Here is a 19,664-nt window from a genome sequence, read left to right on the forward strand (position 1 = left end):
CGTTGTTCAGTATAGGAAGTGGTATATTTATGATTTAATATCAAAAATTGAGGATATAAACACCTATTCAAACACAGGTGGCCATAATTCAGAAATGGCAATTTCCCAACCAGGAAATAATTCAGTTACGGTTAATTTATCATCTTCTGTTAATAATGTGATTTTACCATTAGGACGATAAACAGTAACAGTTAATTCATCAGGATTGATTAAAATTCCTACTTTTGCGCCTAATTCTAAAAATAATTTAAGTTTATCTTCTAATTTAGCAACTCTATCAGTTTTTGATTTAATTTCTACCACTAAATCAGGAACTAAATTTCCAAAATCTCTCACAGTCCGTTTTAATCTTGGGGCGGAAACAAAGGACACATCAGGAGCGCGTAAATCAGTATTTGGCATAATAAACCCACCACTGGAGTCAAATATTCGCCCTAATTTACGAGGTTTTATCCAATTACCTAATAATCTAATCAATTCAGCACCAATTTCACTAGATTCTATATCCGATGGACCCATAATTAAAATATTCCCTTCTTGTAGTTCTATTTGATAGTCGTTATCATCATCTTTTAATATTTGTTCTATTTTTTCTACGTTGTTAATTGTGAGAGTCATATAATTTTGATCTCCAATGATATTTGTGATGATTTGATATTATAGCATACTTATTCAGATCCCCGACTTCTTTAAGAAGTCGGGGATCTAAAGGGGGTTTCCCCACCCTAAATTGTTCTTCCTCTGTTTTCCATAATATTACTTTTCAAGGTAATAGATAACTGTCGTAATCTTTCACTTACTTCTAAATTAGATTCCTGTGATTTTAAATGATTAGGTATTTCTGCTAATAAAAGTGGATTTCCTTGTAACCATTCATTCAAAGCTACCCCAGTCCAAGTACCTTCTTTTTCTCTGAAACCATCAACTAAACCTTTAAGTTCTTGAATACAAAATGATTCAAAACTCGCAGCATTAAAAATTGCAAATCGCAAGTATTCTTCAAAGGCATTAATATCATTTTCAACTTCAAAAAATACAGCTTCTTGTTCAACCATAAATCCATTTTTGAGATTTGTTGAACTTGATTTTCCTACTTCTATCACTCCTAACACTTGTTCCCGAATTGCCGGGTTAAAAAGTAAATCAGCACCATATTTTACATATCTTTTGAGAACACTATAAGCAGGTTCTTCGCCAGTATAGTAGTTATCAACAATTTCAATATCTACTCCCAGGCTTTTGATAATTTTATTGCGCGTATCACTATTCACAGGTCCACGAATCAAAACTTCTGCTACTGGACGTGCAAAGCGTAAAAATAACACAGTTAAACTAGTTTCTAATTTAGATAAAAAATAACTTTCTGAATTTTCAATTAGTCTAGCTTTGACTTGATTACTTCCCCATAATAAACTTGTCATATATTCAACTAAGTTTAAGGCTTCAGTTTGTAATTCTACAGCTAGTTGTCTAGCAATATTAGCTAAAAGTTTACTAATATCATTATACAAATCTTCGCGCCAAGCAAAGTTAGCTTTCATTCTGTCAAATTCAGGATTTGAGTTAGCCAAAAAGATAGTATTTTTCTTTGCAAATGTTTCTTTTCTGAGTTTTTGCATTTCTTGATCTACAATTTGTAGATATCTTTCTCGAAATTTCTCTATTTGAGTTAAAGAAGTAAGAGTTAAATTTTCTAAGTTTTTGTTAATAACAGAAGCATCATAGTATTTTTGTAAATCAGCTTTCATTATTAACCATTTTTGATTCCACCATTCTAAAAACAAAACTCGTTGATTGTTTTCTGCGAATAGCTTGGCTTGTTCAGGATTTTCTGGATGATTATACGTAGTTAGGTTTGGTTTTGTCTGTCAATGTCTCAAATCCTATTACATAGTATACACAGAATAGGGAATAACACAAGCCAAAGCAAAATAGAGGATAATAACCATACCTTCACCTCAGTTTTGTGACAAGTTGTATCTCATTATCTCGTTCCCAGTCTCTGACTGGGAATGCTATTCAGAGGCTCTGCCTCTGCTATTATTGAAGGCAGAGCCTTCTAGAATTCATTCCCATACAGAGTATGGGAACGAGAAAACGAGAAAAATGTCTGAAGTATGATTTTTAGGATTATTTTGATGAAGATGAGGGATTCATCATAAAAATCATCAAAATCACAAAAATCATAGTTTAGATGTTAATTTAAAACTGCTCTAAATACTGATTAAGATCCTCAATCACACGGGTAAGTTCCGCTTCTGTCGTTAACCGAATCCCTAGATTGCGAATTGTTAACAAAACTTTAGCTGCAAAGGGAGTAGGCCAGATATTAGGATTGCAGAATAGTTCTATGAATACATCCCCAGTGTAACGATACTCTAACGAGGGTTGGGGACTGACTTTACCTGTTCCTGGAGTTTTACTAGCAACAGCTTTGAGGCTTTTCATTAATTCATCTATTGCTGCTTTTAATTCTTGTGCTGCTTGGGGTGAAAAACTGACGGAAACAGAACCTTCTACTAGATTCAGTGTTAGAGGTACAGAAGACATAAGCTACTTATTAACAATAATTCGTAATTATCTATATTACCGGAATATGCTCTCTATTATATTTATAATATCCAGATCCCATATCCAGATCCCCGACTTCTTAAAGAAGTCGGGGATCTTTTTGTTCAATAAAGAGATAAATTCTTAATTAGCAAGTTTTGACCTATTTTCTATATATTTATTCTTAGCAACAAATACTTATTGGTGTACAGTAAGAGTTCAAGAAAACAAATTCTCTATTCCTTTTTTTCACAAATCACAATTATAAATATATGATTTACGATAACCGCACTGAAGTAAGAAGAGTTTTAATCATTACACTATTACTAAACATATTCGTGATGGGGTTAAAAGCCCTGGTGGGCTATTGGACAGGTTCTTTAAGCTTACTGGCTGATGCCTTACATAGTGTGACAGATAGTGCTAATAATGTCTTAGGATTAGTGGCTATTAAGTTTTCTTCACCGTTGCCAGATCGGGAGCATCCCTACGGACATAATAAGTTTGAAGCAGTGGGGGCTTTGGGTATTGCTGCATTTTTAGGAATAGCCTGTTTTGAAATTGTCCAAGGTGCAGTAGAAAGGATTCTCAAAGGTGGTGAACCTGTGAGAGTATCACCTCCAGAATTGTGGTTATTATTAATTGTTTTAGGAGTAAATATTTTTGTCGCTTTTTATGAACGGAATGTGGGAAAAAGGGTAGGTAGTTCGATTCTAATCGCTGATGCTACCCATACTATGAGCGATGTTTGGGTGACAATTTCGGTTATTGGTGGTTTAATTGGTGTGTGGCTGGGTTATCAATGGTTAGATGTGGTACTAGCTTTCCCGGTGGCTCTACTGGTATTTTGGAGTGGTTGGTCAGTCTTAACTGAAAATTTACCTTGGTTGGTGGATCAAATGGCGATCGCCCCAGAAACAATTCATGCGATCGCCGTTTCCGTCCCCGGTGTCCTCAACTGTCATGATATCGCTTCTCGTGGTGTCATTGGTCGTCAAGTTTTTATAGAAATGCACCTCATTGTAGATGCACCAGATGTAGAGACAGCCCACAACATCACGGAAGAAGTCGAAAAACAACTAGAACAACGTTTTCATCCTGTGAGGATTCTCATTCATGTTGAACCACCTGCATATCAGTCTGAGAGCATAACTTTTGAAACCGAACATAGATAAAGACAAGAATTCAGGAGTCAGAATATTTTTTAGATCAGGGATAGGGAGTAGGGATATAGCATTTCCTGATCATACTGAGTATATTATAGCATCGTCCTGGGAAGAATATTGTGGGTTTTATTTTTCCAACCTGACTGCATACCACTGTAAATATTTTCCTGGACCTAAATCTAAATTACAACTAGTATCTAGTAAATATTGTGCTTGTTGGCTGATTGAATTAAATTTTTGTAAATCTAGTGGTAAATCCTCCTGTGAGATTTGCAATAGGGTTGTTTCCAGCTTGAGTAGTAATTCAGCTACGGTGAGAAATTGTTCTGGTTGATTTGTCTCTAAAACAACAAAATCATCCTGTTGATACATTAATTGATTTGGCATTTTTGGTAATTGGTAATTGGTAATTGGTAATTGGTAATTGGTAATTGGTAATTGGTGATTGGTGATTGGTGATTGGTGATTGGTGATTGGTGATTGGTGATTGGTGATTGGTAATAATTTCTTATTCTGTTCCCTGTTCCCTGTTCCCTGTTCCCTGTTCCCTGTTCCCTGTTCCCTGTTCCCTGTTCCCTAATTCACGATGGATATACTGGCATTGTAAAATGAAACCATGCACCACCGTGGGGAGATGAATCTACCCAAATTTGACCGTAATGGGCGCGGATAATGCGTTGACATAAACAAAGACCAATTCCATATCCATCTGTGCCTCGATCGCGCTGGAGACGGAAAAGATTCTCAAAAATGCGATCGCGGTTTTCTTCGGGAATCCCTGGTCCTGTATCACCAACACTAAATTGAACTTTTTGGGTAGTCCGATGTAATCCGGCTACAGTGATAATACCACCAACAGGTGTATATTTGATGGCGTTATCTAAAAGATTAACTAGGACTTGCCGAATGCGTTCAGGATCAGCATATACATAGGGTAAATCTTGGGGAATATCTGTTTCTACCGTTTGGGATTTAGCTGTGTAGCGATCGCTCAATTCCTCTAATACTTGTAAACACAATTCCCCCAATTGTAACCTTTGTGGTACAATTGGCAATTCTATATCCTCACCCCGCCCGACCTGTAACAAATCAGCAATCATCCGATCAATAATCCGTGTTTGTGTCCGGGCCTGTTTTAATAAATGTATAGCCAGTCCTGGTTTCAGGCGGAGAAATTCCCCCGTATCTGGATTGTAATTAGATTGAAGAGTTTCAATAGCGATCGCCGCCGCCGTCAGAGGATTGCGAAGATCATGGGCTAAAATGGCAATCACTCGGTCTTTAAACAGTAGCTGTTCTTGCAGTCTCTCCTTTTCCTGCTTCAGACGAAAAATTTCATCCCCTAGTTGAATTGCCTCCGCCGAAGTAGCAACAGAATGAATGGTAGACTTAGGCGCAATCACCTGACTCTTCTCATCCAAACATTCTTGGGAATCTTCCTGTAACTTCAAAAAAGTGGTGACAGCGGTTTGCCAACGCGGCCAGCAGATTTTTAATTGCGGAATAATATTAGTACCAGCAATAGTTTGTTGAGGTTCGGGATGAATTTTAACCAAAGCAGGAGTTGCTACTAACTTAAAATGTTCCGCTAAATAGGGTTGTTCGCCAACATCAATAATTTGTAGTTCAAAACTATACCCAGCCTCTAATTCTTTTAAGTAAGCACGAATTCGCTGCACTTGTTGACGGGACTGAGGTCGCCCATCAATAAACAGCAGTAGTTGGAGTGGAGCCTCAGAATAAATAGGCTGATCCTGGGAAACTTGCATGACATCTTGTTTCAGCACTGGTAACAACCTGGGGACGCTTTACAGACGGTGAAATGAACTGACGTTGCTTAATGGCCGTTGTTTTTCTAATTTAATATCTATTTTAGATTCTTCCTACTGCAATCCGATCTATATTTTTGGGTGAAAGCGGATTTTTTCGGAATTTTGCTGCCATTTGCTCTTACTTTTACAGCTACTAGGCTTCTAGTCAGGAATTGTTGAACCTATCGTCACCTCCTTTAGCAATTATTTACAGAATCCAAAAAATAGCCCTAAGCTGTTACGCATTTACTTTTTTGCCCGAAAGCCTTACGGCAAGGACTCTAGGCTACGAAATATCAGATTTAGCTGCGTAACAGCTTAGTAGAAGTCAAGAGTCCCTTAATGTAGGCCTTTGCCATGTATTCTGTAACTCATTCAAGTGCATACCAACCTATAGCTAATTATGTAACACCGATGCAACTTGCGATCGCTTCCCCAATAGAAGCATTAAATCATCCCTAAGCCATCCATCAATTCTTACAAACAGCCGCAGAGTTGCCTTATTCCCAGCTTACCACTTCAAACCATTGGCGAAAACTTTCTATCAATTCCTCAAAACCTATAACCGCCACTATTGGCGTTGCAAAGCAATATTCCATTAACCAATAAATGTATAAATTTAGACTATAACATAACTTACGCAACTTACACATTGGTAGGGGCGCAGGGCCTGCGCCCTCGATTGTATTGCATCAAGCGCGACAACTGCTATATACGTTCTTGAAAATAAAAACGATATAAATTACAAAGACATTGCACATCATTTCCTTTAAATTCAATTAACCCCAAACTGCGTAATTTTAAAGCTTGAGTAGAATCTATTCTCATAGGAAGATCACTATTAATTATAGATGTGTAAAAGTTTAAGCTAAAAACGCATCTCTTCTTCCAGTGAGAGAAAAAATAAACCAAAAACAGTCGGTTAAAACCGACTTTAACTTTAAGACAGGGAATTTATTCCCTGGCTGACTACCCAACCTCAAAAATGCTACTGTAGAAGGTGAAAATCAATTTGTGATTTCTTTGTGTTTTCCCGTAACTACCCTGCTGTATTCCTGAGTTTTGCTGTTTTACTATCCTTAACAGCCTGTGCTAACAGTCAATCTGCTAAAAACCTAGAACAATCATTAGCGGCTGACCCTCAGTTGCAAAATAATCCTGTTCCCTTTGGCAAACCTCAGAGTCAGCAAACAACACCAAACCCCAACACATCAACAATTAAATTACCGGCTGATTTTCCCGCAGATATTCCCATTTACCCCAACGCCAAACTAGAGGAAGTTACACCAGCTAATTCCGAAAATAAAATATCAATTCGTTGGCAAAGTGCAGATCCCAGTAATATAATCACCAGCTTTTACCGCCAGCAATTTCAGGCTAAAAACTGGCAAATTGTCCAACAGCCTCAAGATGATGTAGATGGGACTTTTTCCGCCAAACGCAATGATTTACTCATCAATGTCACAATTAAACCACAAACTGTTACCAAAGCCGCACCCAATCAACCGCAAACAGCCACTAAATTATTAATTGAATATTCGTCCAATTCTCCAACTACGTCTACTAACCCAGTTACCCCTTCAGATAATCCAGAATTTATCGGTCCAGTATTACCTAAGACTGATAATACTAACGTAGTCACCCAGCCAACCCTACAGCCAACCACCCAACCGGAAACCTTAACAACTCAGGAATTTACTGATATTCAAAAAGCACCCCCAGAATGGCGCTCTCATATTCAAGATTTAGCTACATTAGGTGTTTTATCTATCGAACCAAAAACCAACGAATTTCTCCCTGATAAAATTATCACCCGTCGGGAATATGCCCGCTGGTTAGTTGCAGCTAATAATGCCATGTATGCGAATAATCCAGCCAAACAAATTCGGTTAGCATCCTCCAGCACTCAACCAGCTTTTAGGGATATCTTAACCAAAGATCCCGATTTTCCAGTCATTCAAGGATTAGCCGAAGCTGGTTTAATTCCCAGTGCTTTATCTGGAGATGCCACAGCGGTTTTATTCCGTCCTGATGCACCCTTGACACGAGAACAATTAATCCTCTGGAAAGTTCCTTTAGATACTCGCCAAGCCTTACCCGCTGCTAATTTAGAAGCCGTTAAACAAACTTGGGGTTTTCAAGATGCAGGTAGTATTGAACCGAAAGCATTAAAAGCAGTTTTGGCTGATTTCCAGAACGCTGAACAATCAAATATTCGCCGAGTTTTTGGCTATACAACCCTATTTCAACCCAAAAAACCTGTAACTCGTGCTGAAGCCAGTTCAGCTTTATGGTATTTCGGTACTCAAGGTGAGGGAATATCTGCAACGGAAGCTTTAAAGCTGAAAAGGTGAGTTTTATTTGATTTTGAGTAAACATCTGACAGGCTATTGTGCCTGTCATTTTTTACCGATTTCTAATTCTTGACTTTACTTTTACGGTGTAGGTGTAAGTGTAGCCGTTGGTGTAAGTGTAGGCGTAGCTGTAGCCGTTGGTTTAACTGTTGGTTTAACTGTTGGTTTAGCCGTTGGTTTAATTGTTGGTTTAATTGTTGGTTTAGTCGTTGGTTTAGTCGTTGGTTTAACTGTTGGTTTAGCCGTTGGTTTAGCTGTTGGTGTAACTGTTGGTTTAGCTGTTGGTGTAACTGTTGGTTCGGGTTTAGTTACTGGTTTGGTAATGATAGTTTTAACTTCTTCATTTATTTTTTGACGAAGTTGTAAATCAGCAATCCCAGTTTCTGAGAGTTGATGTTTTTTCTGGTACTCCTTTACCAACTCTTCTAACTGGGGACTGTAGAATTGATCACGAGGAAGTAGAGTTTTTGGTTTAAGTACAGTATTCAAATTAGCTTGCAAAATTTGCACAATCATAGCAGCTTGATCTTGGGTTTGGGGACCTGCTTTCCCATCCACCTTTAACTTGTAGCCTGTTTGAAATTCAGTGATAGCCTTTTTAGTTTCCTCATCAGTCAGAGGATCTTTTTTAACCTTAACGTTATAACCCAATCCACGTAATACAGATCGGAATTCATCGGGCTTATAGTTGCGCTGACGAGCGGCAAAAGTCATATCTGAAGACACAACACTTGCTGCCACAATACAGGTTAAAGCTATAGTTACTCTAGACTTGTTTAAACCACACCACATCATAAAAACTCCTTGGGATTAAATCCTTGATACTAAGACACTAGCAGGTAATTCTGAAGTTTTTTTAACCTATGGCTTAACAATTAGTTATTAATTCTGATTAATTCGACTCTAATTGATTATTAATGAATATAACAAAAATTAGTTTTCGCCATCTGCCTAATATCTCCGAACTGATAAAAATACGCACTATTGCTAATCTATACAGACATACTAAGGTCTTGATGATATTAATTGCATCACTAAATAATTATGCACTCAAGGGTAATAATTTCCGGTGTTGCTGAGTAAAAGTATGATTTTATTATGCCTACGGCACGCTGCGCGAACACGCAGAGGCGCTCCAGACGCAGAGAGTAAGAGTTTGAGAAATAGAATTTTCGACTTTCATACCCCAATTCACCAACGCCTAATAGTAGAAGACTCCTAACTTCTGACTCCTGATTTCTGCTATAACATTCATGACACTGGTTTTCAAACTGATGCTACTGTATTTCGTAAACCTGTAATTTACTATAACTAGAAATCATGAGCAAATTAAAAATTTCCCAACACAAAAACCTATGGTTTGAAAGAGTCATGGCAATTACAGCCACTGTCAATTTGGTATTAGTTTTCTTTGATTTAAGTTATGTACCTTGGAGAGATTTTTACTTCCGTCGAGTTCCTGGAATAACTCGATTATACGATCCAATCAAAGGTATTGAACCTCATCGTGACACAAAACAATATCTAGAAGCAGTAGATGGATTAGAAAAACAGGTAATTCAAACAGGGTTAAACTCTCCTCAAGTCAAAACTAAGTTGGAGGAACTTCACTTTCTTAGCAAAGAGATGATTGATAGTAATCCTTTTGCGGGTGCAGGCAAGAGTGGAACGCTGGAAAAAATCAAAAACCGGATGCGGGAACACGTCGGACAAAAATCTGCAAAAGGTGCATTTAATACTTTTTGGAGTCAGGAGTATTTATCTAAACATGGTTGGAATCAGGAAATAGCTTTTTTTGACCAGAAAATTCGTCCGGGAATTGCTAAAAACTATTATCGAAAAATTGGTGAGAATGGGGAATTTTTAGATAAATTTTGGATAATTGATTTACCATTTGTAGTTCTATTTGCCACAGAATTACTAGGACGTACTTTCTTAATAAAACGTAGATATAGCCATTTAAGTTGGTTGGAAGCAATTCTTTGGCGTTGGTATGATATATTCTTAATAATACCAATTTGGCGATATTTAAGAATTATCCCGGTTACAATCAGACTTGATCAAGCAAAGTTAATTGATTTTTATGTAATTAGACGGCAAATTCATCAAGGTATTCTTGCTAATTTTGCCGAAGAAATTACAGAAATTGTCGTAGTTCAAGTAATTAACCAGGTTCAAGGTTCAATTAAACGAGGTGAAATTACCCGTTGGCTACTAGAATCAGATCATCTGCGTTCTTATATAGATATTAATAATATCAACGAAGTCGAAGCAATTACTGGATTGTTAATTAAAACTCTGGTTAATCAGGTGTTACCTAAAATTCAACCAGAAGTAAATGCAATTTTGTGCCATAGCATCGCCATTGCTTGTCAACAATTACCAGGATATAGTAATATCCTCCTGTTACCAGGATTAGGTAAAGCTCAAACACAAATTAGTGAACAACTAGCCACGCAAATCACTAATAATATCTATGCTGCTTTATCTAGTACCATCAAAGATCCTGTCGCGGCAAAACTTTCTACTCAGCTAATAGAAAAATTCACAGCTTCATTTAGTTCAGAAATACAGCAAAAACAAGTTTTAGTGGAAATTCAAAGTTTACTAAATGACTTTTTAGAAGAAGTTAAAATTAACTATATTCAACGTCTATCTCAAGAAGATATAGATAAAATTTTGGAAGAAACTAGAAAAATGCGGACGGAATCATCCGGTAGTTTATCTATTCGCAAATAAAAAATGGCTCTACCGTTCCCTCCTTTATGTAAAACAATATTTATTGTAGGTTGGGTTGACGCAAGGAAACCCAACAACTCTTACTATCTTACCGCCAATGTTGGGTTTCACTTCGTTCAACCCAACCTACAAAAATTAAATTAATATTCTTTTCCATAAGGGGAGCGGTAGAATCTAAAAAATTAGCCAATAGATAGATGAAAATTAGGAGGATTTTTGTCAGGATGGGATTTAGTTGTACTTGTGATTCATTAAAAACATGAATAAAATCATAAATACCGATATTAATCAGATTGATATCAGGTTACTTCTAGAAGAGATAAATCCCGGACAAGCAGAAACTTTATGCGGTGGTTATTGTCAATCATCACAGGATGATCAAGATGCGTACATGAGTGATATTGCTGAGATTATCAATAATGCCAAAAAACAAGCTGAAGGTGTAGATAATAAACGCAGTAATCAGAAGATTAATACCATAAATAATGCCAAAAAAACCTACCTAAATGGGGTAGAAATACCCCGTAAGGGAAAAACCGCAACTATATCCTTGTGAAATCCAAGTTAGCTAAATCATTAACTTTATGGAGAGTCAACCACCCATCACTTCCCTTCGGGTAAGTGAGGGCTTGTAAAAGCCTAGTTGGACTCAGTTCTTAACAGAACTACGTTAGAGGTAAGAGTTAAAGACCTACTAGGGGATGCGTAGCTAGTTCCCTGCTCTAGAACTTCAAAGTTAAACAGGCTTAAGGGTTAAACCAGTGCTTTTAAGATAGTTACCGACCTCTAACATTGTCAAAGCTAACATTACCCCAGAAATGGGAGGCTCTTCGGAGCAAAATATTATCGGCAATATTAATTACTTGATAAACTTTACCTATTTGTAATCCCAATGGTAGAGAGTCTAAAGAACGGATTTCTCTGGCTGTGGAATATTGTAATTGCCAAACACCTTCTAATAAAGCTGTAGCATGAATGAGAGGTTGAGGGTGAGGATTGAGACTTTCTAATTCGGCTGTTAATTGTTCAATTTCTGCGACTAAAGTTTGATCAAGCTTTAAATTAGTAATAGGAGAACCATCACTTTTAGCTTGATTTCTCTTGATTGTTGCTTGTAATTTCTCTTTCAAAATTTGATTATTCATAAGATTAATTTTTTTGATATGTAGTTATAAAGACCCCAGCCCCCTCCCCGCAAGCGAGGAGGGGACTATGATGTATTTTTTCAAGTAAATAACCTGGCAGTTGATGACAACTACCAGGCTTTTGATTAATCAAAAATTATGTTATGGAAAAATTAAAGAATACCCCAGAAGTGGAGAAAGCCTTTACCAGAAAATAGTTCAATCAAAGCTGCTGCTGAAAACCCAATCATTGCTAAACGGCCATTCCAGATTTCTGCTTCAGATGTAAAACCCCAGCGCCAACCGTTGCGATCTGTAGCTACAGGTGTGTTAGCTGCTTTTGTTGCGTTACCCATGATCAGCACTCCAATTAGGATTTACTAAGTTTTATTGACTTATGTAAATAAATATAACATTTTTTTGCAAAAAAAACAATATTTATTTATATTTTTTTTGCAACTATGTGTGCATCAGTTGCAAGCATCAGGATTTTTTAACATCGTGAAATCAGCAATGGTGGTCGATGAGGAATGAACACTTTCTTGGTGTTTTTTCAAATATTTTGATATAATCTTAACCAGTAGGTGTAACTCAATTAAATGCTGAAAAGCAGCCTATCGAAAAAGTTCAAAATTATCTCCAAAAGTCCCTAGGGCATAGGGCTTTAAAGCTCAGTTAATGTCTTCCTAGAGGAGTCACTGAGAAGCCCACACTCATCTGTTCGCGCAAGCGTGCCGCAAGGTATAAGGGAGTGTGTGGAGTATGTCACACAACGTGATCTGGTTCTAAGGCGCAGGGATAAGCTGAATCGCCTGTTTCTACCTGAATAGTAGAGTGTTTGATCCCAAAATGGTGTTCGAGTTCCTGGGAAACTTCCCATAAGAAAGCATCACCAGGATAACCTCCTGGCATGACTAAATGAACTGTGAGTGCGGTTTCGGTTGTACTCATAGCCCAGATATGAAGATCGTGGATTTTCGACACTCCAGGACATTCAATTAAGTAATTTTTCACGGCACGGGGTTCAATTCCTGCTGGTACGCCATCAAGTGCTAAATTTACAGAGTCTCTGAGTAAATGCCACGTGCCGACCACGACGACTCCCACAAGCAGTAAGCTAACTAATGGGTCAAGCCATAGCCAATGGGTGAATAAAATCACAATTCCGGCTACCACAACTCCCAATGATACCAGGGCATCAGCAGCCATGTGTAAAAATGCGCCCTGAATGTTTAAGTCGCTTTTACGTCCTGACATAAACATAAGTGCAGTAGCAGTATTAATGATAATGCCAACTAGGGCAACACCAATAATTGTTCCTCCTGATACTGGTGCGGAATTATGAAAACGACGAATGGCTTCCCAAGCGATCGCCCCCATAGATAAAAGTAAAACTACGGCATTGGCTAAAGCTGCTAGAATTGATGAGGCACGCAATCCATAGGTATAGCGGTGGCTGGGAGGACGACGGGCAAGGGAACTTGCACCCCACGCCAGGAGAAGTCCCAATACATCACTCAGGTTATGACCCGCATCAGCAAACAAAGCCAAGGAATGTGCTAGGTAGCCATAGGTGGCTTCAACGATGACAAATCCTATATTCAATGCAGTGCCAATAGCAAAAGCCCGACTAAATGTTGCTGGGGTGTGATTGTGATGATGGTGTCCATGTTCGTGATGATGATGGTGGTTGTGTGTCATGGTGATGTGGGTATAAGGGATGGATGGTTTTTCACGCAGAGACGCTCCAGGCGCAGAGAGTAAGAGTTTGAGAGATGGAATTTTTGACTTTCTTACCTCAATTCTCCAACGCCGAAAATTCTATGTTAATTCTGATTTTTGAGTTAATATTCAGGGATGTTCATCTTTGCAAATACCTTTTTCTTCGGCGTTGCTGATTAAGGGTATGAATTTTAGTCTCACGCAAAGGCGCAAAGACGCAAAGGTAAGAGTTTTAAAGGTTCAATTTAGGAATTTCATACCTCAATTCAGTAACGCCTTTTCTTCTTTCTTCTCTCTTCTGAACTCCTGACTCCTGATTCCTTCTTTCGGACTCCTATAACCAACCTCGCAGGCTATAAATAAAAGTGCCAATATATTCTTTTAATGCACTTGTGAATTGATCTAAATTATCGGTATCAGGTAATAAATTGAGAATTGCGGCTTTGGGAGTGTTGGTAAGTTCTTGAAGTTCCCCTTGACTAACTAGAAAATCTGTGGGTGCGGGAATGACATTCATGCCTTGACGTTGAAAAATTTTCAAGGATCGGGGTGTATGTATCGCTGAGGTGATTAATAATACTTTTTTTATTTGACGAGCTTCGAGGATTTTCCGAACATTGACAGCGTTCTCATGGGTATTGAGGGAATTGGGTTCTTGAATAATGGCTTCAGCCGGAACACCAATGGATGTGAGAATAGCTGCCATGTCTGCTGATTCTGGAGAACCACTACCGCGCCAATCAATGCGACCGCCACTCAGGATAATTATAGGGGCTTTTTTCTGAAAATAGAGTTGTGCTGCATAAATTACGCGATCGCCTGCTTCGTTTAAATCTGCCATTACCCTGGGCCAAGTTGGTGATCTGGTTGCACCTCCTAAGACGACAATGGCTTCAGCGTTGGGGATTTGTGGAGTGGGGATGTTTTGCCATTCTAAGCTGCGGACTAAGGATTTGGAAACCCAAGCATTGCTACAAATTAGCAACAACGCTAAGGATAAGGAAATAGCAATAGTCGCAATGCGGGGATTTTTTCGTAAGGTGATCAAAGCAACTATTAAACTTACACTGGCTAATCCTAACGGGTAAAAAAATAGGGGGATGATTTTAGATAAGTATAAAAACATAATTGTTTAAGCTAAATAGATAATGTAACGGTATAGGTTTTGGAAATGTCAGGATTTCTTAAAATTTAGGGGCAACTTCCTTCTGGTTGCTTTCATCTACAAAAAAACAATCATAAGGCTATCACCCCTAGATATTATGAGAAAAGTTAATATTTCTCAACTTACAGCAAATGGCAGATTAATGAGGTACAGAATATAGATTCAAAGTCAGACACCAAGCCAGTTTTACGCCCGACTCCTGCTGTATTATTCCGCAGTTACCAATTCAGTGCTACCTTTTGTCCGTTTCCGGGTCATGGCATTATAAACCATGATGCCGATGGCTTTAATCAAATTACCTTCCAACTCTTGGAACATTTTCATGTTCACACCAAAAGCGGCATTTGCTTCTTCGGTAATGCGATCGCCTGTAGAATCATCAATAGGCATAGCATCTAAATTGGCTCGATACTTAGCCTTGAATGCCTTTTCATCGGTAATATCTGCAAACTCATAAAAAGCAGTTCCTTCACCTTCACCCAGCTTCATTGCAGTTTGGGCAATACCTTTGAGGATTTGTCCCCCTGATAAATCACCTAGATAACGGGTATAGGAATGAGCAATTAATAATTCTGGTTCAGTGGCGGAAATTTCCCGAATCCGGTTTACATAAGCCGCACCCGCAGGAGATAATTTGATTTGCTCTCGCCAATTGTAACCATAGTAGTAATGAAGGTCTTGCTCTAAGGTATGCTTGCGGTTCAGTTCAGGAAAGTAAATTTTGCTTAAAATTGGGTGATGCTTGTGTTTTTCCATTTCCTCTTCCATAGCGGAGTAAATGAAGTAAAAGTTAGCAACCAACTTGCGGTAAGAGTTTTTCTCCACAACTCCCTTTAAAAAACACTTGACAAAACCCACATTTTCTGCCATGGTGTGTGCTTTTTTTGTACCTACACGTAATTTGCTTGCTAAATTGCTGTTCATATTATTAAAATTCTCAACTGTAAAAAAATTAACTGTGGAAGTTTTTTGTCCGTAATGGTGAAAAAACCCCATTAAAACGTAAGATTAAAACTATTTGATGAGAATTTATATTAAAAATAATTAAGCAATGAGTTTCTTTGGCGTTTTATTAACGTCAAGGATAATGGAAGAAAGTGCTATTCTCCTGTGTGATTGTGTGGAGTTTTTAAATTTATGGTTTCATCAATGGCTCGAAATCAAGGCTGTATTTCCGAAGTTGAGAAGAGTGGGGTGTTTAATTCCATACCACTGCCAACTAATGCTTTATTTGGTACGGATGGCATTCGTGGCAAGGTGGGAGACTTACTGAATGCGCCTTTGGCTTTACAAGTGGGTTTTTGGGCGGGGGTTGTCCTCCGTAATTATGCGACTGTTCCCGGTCCAATTATTCTGGGACAAGATTCCAGAAATTCCAGTGATATGTTAGCAATGGCTTTGAGCGCCGGGTTAACTGCTGCTGGTTTGGAAGTGTGGTATTTAGGATTATGTCCTACACCTTGTGTAGCCTATTTGTCCAGCATCACCGATGCCATTGGGGGAATCATGATTTCCGCCAGCCACAATCCTCCAGAAGACAATGGAATTAAAATCTTTGATGCCCAGGGTGGTAAGTTATCTAAAGCCCTACAAGGTGAAATTGAGGCGGGATTACGAGGTCAATTATCCCCCGATTTGAGCATAAATAATTGCGGTAGACATTATTCCCGAACAGAGTTAATTAAAACATATAGCCAGTCTATCCAAACACCTTTAGCATCTGGACTGACTCTCCAAGGCATGAAGATTGTTTTAGATTTAGCTTGGGGTGCAGCGGTGGGTTTAGCACCGGCGGTATTTACAGAAATGGGTGCGGAGGTCATTTGTTTACATAATGAAGCTGATGGCGATCGCATTAATGTCAATTGCGGTTCTACACATTTGGATATTCTCCAAGCCGCTGTAGTCGCCAATCAAGCCGATATGGGTTTTGCTTTTGACGGCGATGCAGATCGGGTTTTAGCTGTGGATAATACGGGCAGATCCGTTAATGGTGATTACATTCTTTACCTGTGGGGTCGCCATTTACAACAAAAACAACAACTCCCAGATAATCTAATAGTTTCCACTGTTATGGCTAATTTAGGCTTTGAAATAGCTTGGGAACAAATAGGTGGTAAATTAATTCGTACCGCTGTTGGTGATCAATATGTGCAAGCGGAAATGCAGAAAACTGGGGGAATGTTGGGAGGAGAACAATCGGGACATATCCTGTGTAGTCATTATGCCATGACTGGAGATGGTTTATTAACAGCTTTGCATATTGCAGCGGTGGTGAAAGAGGCTAATCTTTCTTTGGGAGAAATGGTAGATCAAAGTTTCCAAACCTATCCCCAAATCTTACGGAATGTGCGAGTATTAGATCGGGAACGACGCTTAGGATGGGAAAGTTGTCAACCTGTGCAACAAGCGATCGCTATTGCCGAAGTAGCAATGGGTGATCATGGTAGAATCCTAGTTCGGGCTTCGGGAACAGAACCCGTAATTAGAGTTATGGTAGAGGCCGCTAATGCTGAACTTGTCCACCATTGGACAAATGAATTAGTTGCAAAAGTTGAACAACACCTGGCTTAAACTTAAAATTTTGTTGCAAACCGCGACAGCCCGATGGGGTAATCGGTCTTTTGTGTCATACTGTCACGGTAGAATATAGATGTTTTCTTAAAATACAGGGAATCTTACATGACTCTTCGTCTTGGTGATACAGTACCTAACTTTACTCAAGCCTCCACTCATGGGGAAATTGACTTTTACGCCTGGGCTGGTGATAGCTGGGTGGTACTATTTTCTCATCCTGCTGACTTTACACCAGTTTGCACCACCGAACTAGGAACTGTTGCCAAACTCAAACCAGAATTTGACAAACGCAATGTGAAGGCGATCGCTCTCAGCGTTGATGATGTAGAATCTCACAATGGTTGGGTAGGGGATATTGAAGAAACCCAAAACACCACCCTCAATTACCCTATTTTGGCAGATCCAGATCGTAAAGTTTCCGAACTTTATGATATGATTCACCCCAACGCAGCGGCTACTGTCACTGTGCGTTCGGTTTTCGTAATTGACAACAATAAAAAACTCCGTCTGACTTTCACCTATCCTCCCAGCACTGGACGCAACTTTGATGAAATTTTGCGCGTCATTGATTCTCTGCAATTAACTGATAATTACAGTGTTGCTACTCCCGCAGACTGGAAAGATGGTGAAGATGTGGTGATTGTCCCATCTTTGAAAGATCCTGAAGTCCTCAAAGCCAAGTTTCCTAAAGGTTATGAAGAAATTAAACCTTATTTGCGGATGACTCCTCAACCTAACAAGTAAGTTCTCATAACAATGAATATGTCTCACGCAAAGGTGCAAAGGCGCAAAGAATAAAGGCTACGAAGTAGGGGCGGGGTTTCCCCGCCCTCCATTGTATTGCTTTAATTCACAAAGTTGATGACATTAACATTTAAACCTGTAACGCCATTGAGAATAGCTAGAGTTGTGTTACCAAACATAATCTCAATATCGCCACCAGTTTGATTCAATACTAAGTTAGTGGCAGAAATACCAAGTCCTTTAGCACCAAAGATACTAATAGTATCAATACCCATCTGAAAATCTAAAATCCTATTAGGAGTTTTAGGAAGTTCGAGAGTCACAATCTGGAAATTATCAGCGCCAGCACCACCACTGATTAAATTATTACCACCTGTTTGGATAAAGAAGGTGTCGTTACCATCACCACCCAAAGCCCGGTCATTACTACCCAAGAAAAAGGTATCATTACCAGCACCACCGGACATCCGATTACCACCTTTACCATCAATAGCATAAAAAGTATCATTACCTAAATCGCCAAAAGTGCGATCGCTTTTATTGACATCTATCACGTCATTACCACTACCTAAGAAGACGTTATTATCACTTGCATAGGTTTTGATAGCCAGATCAACTTTGTCATCACCAGCACCAGTAAATACAATATCTGCAACTGCTTCTAAATCTTTACCCGCAACCAAGTCATCGTTTCCAGTAGTTCCAGATACCAACTGATTTTCTGTAGGGAAAAAAGTTATCCCCACAGGACGTTCAAGAACCGGGTTTGTAGGAACTAAAACCTGAAATGGACTAACAACTGAACTACTCTCACTTTCATAGCTGAGAATAGCCCCCTGTGTAGTGCTAACATTAAAACCCACAGTGAGTAAATTACCATTAGGCGCAAAAGCAAGTCCGCCAATAAAATTATTACTGGGTGACTGACTAGTTGTATAATTTGTAGAAAGAGTATTGACTAAATTCCCAGTTTCCAAATCATAGCGTTGAATACCGTTAGCAAAATCACTCACATACAAATCATTATCTTCACCCACCGCTAAACCCAGCAAACTGACAAAGTTAAAACTATCAGGTGATGGTGTGGGAGTAGCAAAGACTGTGGGAGTTGTTCCCGCTGCTAGGGAGTCGTAACGTAAAACTTGACTAGACAAACCTGCACTAAAATCAGCCTTAACCTCTCCCGTTTGAGGATTGACTGTGCCTACACTTCCTTGGGTGGTAACATAAAGACTATTATTGATAAAGAGTAGCCCATTAGGTCCATTTAAGCCATCTTTTTTACCATTTCCTTGGGCAAAAACATCAATAAATGCCCCCGTCGCGCCATTGTAGCGTAATATTTGGTCAGTTAAGAAGCTGGAAACGTAAAAATTACCATCTGGTCCATAAGCAAGACCATAGGGACGAATTAAACCGCCACTTTCATCTAAGTTGGTATTGGGATTATCTCCCACAAATACATCAATAAAACTGCCAGTTTGTCCGTCAAACCTCAATATAGAAGAACTGCCTTTTTTTGTGCCACTGGCTATGTAAAGGTCACTTTTACCATCACCATTTCCGTCGGGTCCGAAGAGTAAGGTGTCAGGGTTATCAAGTCTACCCTTTTCGATAAATGTCCCCAGGGGACTGCCTGTATAAGCATCAAACATCAGAACGTTATTGCCTCTGGTGTTACCAACTAGAAACCGACTATTTTTGTTTTGCAT

The 19,664-nt window shown here is 38.8% G+C and carries 18 protein-coding genes and 1 pseudogene; 6 read left to right on the forward strand and 13 right to left on the reverse strand.

Annotation, left to right across the window (positions count from 1 at the left end):
• Positions 1-63: 63 nt before the first annotated feature.
• From AN486_RS01080 to AN486_RS01090, 3 genes are all read right to left on the reverse strand, one after another.
• A complete protein-coding gene (locus AN486_RS01080) occupies positions 64-618 on the reverse strand; it encodes a Uma2 family endonuclease (protein WP_290598726.1) in 555 nt (184 codons plus the stop codon).
• 107 nt (positions 619-725) lie between these two features.
• Positions 726-1,748, reverse strand: a complete 1,023-nt coding sequence (locus AN486_RS01085) for a hypothetical protein (protein ID WP_233455367.1) — start codon at positions 1,746-1,748, stop codon at positions 726-728.
• Positions 1,749-2,202: 454 nt separating this feature from the next.
• The gene (locus AN486_RS01090; RefSeq protein ID WP_027402149.1) at positions 2,203-2,550 is read right to left on the reverse strand and encodes a hypothetical protein; all 348 of its coding nucleotides are present in this window, start codon (positions 2,548-2,550) and stop codon (positions 2,203-2,205) included.
• Between the two features lie 272 nt (positions 2,551-2,822).
• On the opposite strand from AN486_RS01090, the gene AN486_RS01095 reads away from it, so the two are divergent.
• Positions 2,823-3,725, forward strand: coding sequence for a cation diffusion facilitator family transporter (locus AN486_RS01095; RefSeq protein ID WP_027402148.1), 903 nt, complete (start codon positions 2,823-2,825; stop codon positions 3,723-3,725).
• Positions 3,726-3,842: 117 nt separating this feature from the next.
• Here the strand turns inward: AN486_RS01095 and AN486_RS01100 are convergent, their stop codons facing one another.
• From AN486_RS01100 to AN486_RS01110, 3 genes are all read right to left on the reverse strand, one after another.
• Positions 3,843-4,103: a chlororespiratory reduction protein 7 gene (locus AN486_RS01100; protein ID WP_053538487.1), complete on the reverse strand. Its 261-nt coding sequence runs from the start codon at positions 4,101-4,103 to the stop codon at positions 3,843-3,845.
• Between the two features lie 194 nt (positions 4,104-4,297).
• A complete protein-coding gene (locus AN486_RS01105; protein ID WP_199924396.1) occupies positions 4,298-5,503 on the reverse strand; it encodes a histidine kinase in 1,206 nt (401 codons plus the stop codon).
• A gap of 732 nt (positions 5,504-6,235) precedes the next feature.
• Positions 6,236-6,439, reverse strand: a complete 204-nt coding sequence (locus AN486_RS01110) for an AAA-like domain-containing protein (RefSeq protein WP_290598732.1) — start codon at positions 6,437-6,439, stop codon at positions 6,236-6,238.
• Positions 6,440-6,552: 113 nt separating this feature from the next.
• Here AN486_RS01110 and AN486_RS01115 point away from each other — a divergent pair, with 113 nt between their 5' ends.
• Complete coding sequence (locus AN486_RS01115; RefSeq protein ID WP_290598734.1) at positions 6,553-7,881, forward strand: S-layer homology domain-containing protein; 1,329 nt, start codon at positions 6,553-6,555, stop codon at positions 7,879-7,881.
• An 81-nt stretch (positions 7,882-7,962) separates the two neighbouring features.
• Here AN486_RS01115 and AN486_RS01120 read toward each other — a convergent pair whose 3' ends face one another.
• A complete protein-coding gene (locus AN486_RS01120) occupies positions 7,963-8,673 on the reverse strand; it encodes a peptidoglycan-binding protein (protein WP_290598784.1) in 711 nt (236 codons plus the stop codon).
• Between the two features lie 528 nt (positions 8,674-9,201).
• On the opposite strand from AN486_RS01120, the gene AN486_RS01125 reads away from it, so the two are divergent.
• Both AN486_RS01125 and AN486_RS01130 read left to right on the forward strand, forming a co-directional pair.
• Positions 9,202-10,620 (forward strand): hypothetical protein, encoded by a 1,419-nt coding sequence (locus tag AN486_RS01125; RefSeq protein WP_290598736.1) that lies wholly within the window; start codon positions 9,202-9,204, stop codon positions 10,618-10,620.
• 259 nt (positions 10,621-10,879) lie between these two features.
• Positions 10,880-11,176, forward strand: coding sequence for a hypothetical protein (locus tag AN486_RS01130; protein WP_168634905.1), 297 nt, complete (start codon positions 10,880-10,882; stop codon positions 11,174-11,176).
• Between the two features lie 289 nt (positions 11,177-11,465).
• Here AN486_RS01130 and AN486_RS01135 read toward each other — a convergent pair.
• From AN486_RS01135 to AN486_RS01155, 5 genes and pseudogenes are all read right to left on the reverse strand, one after another.
• Positions 11,466-11,765 (reverse strand): annotated as a pseudogene (locus AN486_RS01135) (PAP/fibrillin family protein); the annotation flags it as partial.
• 152 nt (positions 11,766-11,917) lie between these two features.
• On the reverse strand, positions 11,918-12,100 hold the full coding sequence (locus AN486_RS01140) for a chlorophyll a/b-binding protein (RefSeq protein ID WP_027402141.1): 183 nt from the start codon (positions 12,098-12,100) through the stop codon (positions 11,918-11,920).
• Positions 12,101-12,509: 409 nt separating this feature from the next.
• Positions 12,510-13,445 (reverse strand): cation diffusion facilitator family transporter, encoded by a 936-nt coding sequence (locus AN486_RS01145; RefSeq protein ID WP_290598740.1) that lies wholly within the window; start codon positions 13,443-13,445, stop codon positions 12,510-12,512.
• 355 nt (positions 13,446-13,800) lie between these two features.
• On the reverse strand, positions 13,801-14,592 hold the full coding sequence (locus AN486_RS01150) for a YdcF family protein (RefSeq protein ID WP_290598742.1): 792 nt from the start codon (positions 14,590-14,592) through the stop codon (positions 13,801-13,803).
• A gap of 246 nt (positions 14,593-14,838) precedes the next feature.
• Positions 14,839-15,555, reverse strand: a complete 717-nt coding sequence (locus tag AN486_RS01155; protein WP_290598744.1) for a heme oxygenase (biliverdin-producing) — start codon at positions 15,553-15,555, stop codon at positions 14,839-14,841.
• 213 nt (positions 15,556-15,768) lie between these two features.
• Between AN486_RS01155 and glmM the strand changes: the two genes are divergently transcribed.
• Both glmM and AN486_RS01165 read left to right on the forward strand, forming a co-directional pair.
• Positions 15,769-17,205: a phosphoglucosamine mutase gene (glmM, locus tag AN486_RS01160; RefSeq protein ID WP_290598746.1), complete on the forward strand. Its 1,437-nt coding sequence runs from the start codon at positions 15,769-15,771 to the stop codon at positions 17,203-17,205.
• A gap of 108 nt (positions 17,206-17,313) precedes the next feature.
• A complete protein-coding gene (locus AN486_RS01165) occupies positions 17,314-17,952 on the forward strand; it encodes a peroxiredoxin (protein WP_290598748.1) in 639 nt (212 codons plus the stop codon).
• A gap of 101 nt (positions 17,953-18,053) precedes the next feature.
• Here AN486_RS01165 and AN486_RS01170 read toward each other — a convergent pair whose 3' ends face one another.
• Complete coding sequence (locus tag AN486_RS01170; RefSeq protein ID WP_290598750.1) at positions 18,054-19,664, reverse strand: hypothetical protein; 1,611 nt, start codon at positions 19,662-19,664, stop codon at positions 18,054-18,056.

This window comes from Anabaena sp. AL93 (assembly GCF_001672085.1).
Lineage (GTDB): Bacteria > Cyanobacteriota > Cyanobacteriia > Cyanobacteriales > Nostocaceae > Dolichospermum > Dolichospermum heterosporum.

Coding starts and splice junctions, on each gene's coding strand:
- AN486_RS01080 (WP_290598726.1), bottom strand. CDS start 618: ATGACTCTCACAATTAACAACGTAGAAAAAATAGAACAAATATTAAAA.
- AN486_RS01085 (WP_233455367.1), bottom strand. CDS start 1,748: ATGAAAGCTGATTTACAAAAATACTATGATGCTTCTGTTATTAACAAA.
- AN486_RS01090 (WP_027402149.1), bottom strand. CDS start 2,550: ATGTCTTCTGTACCTCTAACACTGAATCTAGTAGAAGGTTCTGTTTCC.
- AN486_RS01095 (WP_027402148.1), top strand. CDS start 2,823: ATGATTTACGATAACCGCACTGAAGTAAGAAGAGTTTTAATCATTACA.
- AN486_RS01100 (WP_053538487.1), bottom strand. CDS start 4,103: ATGCCAAATCAATTAATGTATCAACAGGATGATTTTGTTGTTTTAGAG.
- AN486_RS01120 (WP_290598784.1), bottom strand. CDS start 8,673: ATGTGGTGTGGTTTAAACAAGTCTAGAGTAACTATAGCTTTAACCTGT.
- AN486_RS01125 (WP_290598736.1), top strand. CDS start 9,202: ATGAGCAAATTAAAAATTTCCCAACACAAAAACCTATGGTTTGAAAGA.
- AN486_RS01130 (WP_168634905.1), top strand. CDS start 10,880: ATGAATAAAATCATAAATACCGATATTAATCAGATTGATATCAGGTTA.
- AN486_RS01140 (WP_027402141.1), bottom strand. CDS start 12,100: ATGGGTAACGCAACAAAAGCAGCTAACACACCTGTAGCTACAGATCGC.
- AN486_RS01145 (WP_290598740.1), bottom strand. CDS start 13,445: ATGACACACAACCACCATCATCATCACGAACATGGACACCATCATCAC.
- AN486_RS01150 (WP_290598742.1), bottom strand. CDS start 14,592: ATGTTTTTATACTTATCTAAAATCATCCCCCTATTTTTTTACCCGTTA.
- AN486_RS01155 (WP_290598744.1), bottom strand. CDS start 15,555: ATGAACAGCAATTTAGCAAGCAAATTACGTGTAGGTACAAAAAAAGCA.
- glmM (WP_290598746.1), top strand. CDS start 15,769: ATGGTTTCATCAATGGCTCGAAATCAAGGCTGTATTTCCGAAGTTGAG.
- AN486_RS01165 (WP_290598748.1), top strand. CDS start 17,314: ATGACTCTTCGTCTTGGTGATACAGTACCTAACTTTACTCAAGCCTCC.
- AN486_RS01170 (WP_290598750.1), bottom strand. CDS start 19,664: ATGCAAAACAAAAATAGTCGGTTTCTAGTTGGTAACACCAGAGGCAAT.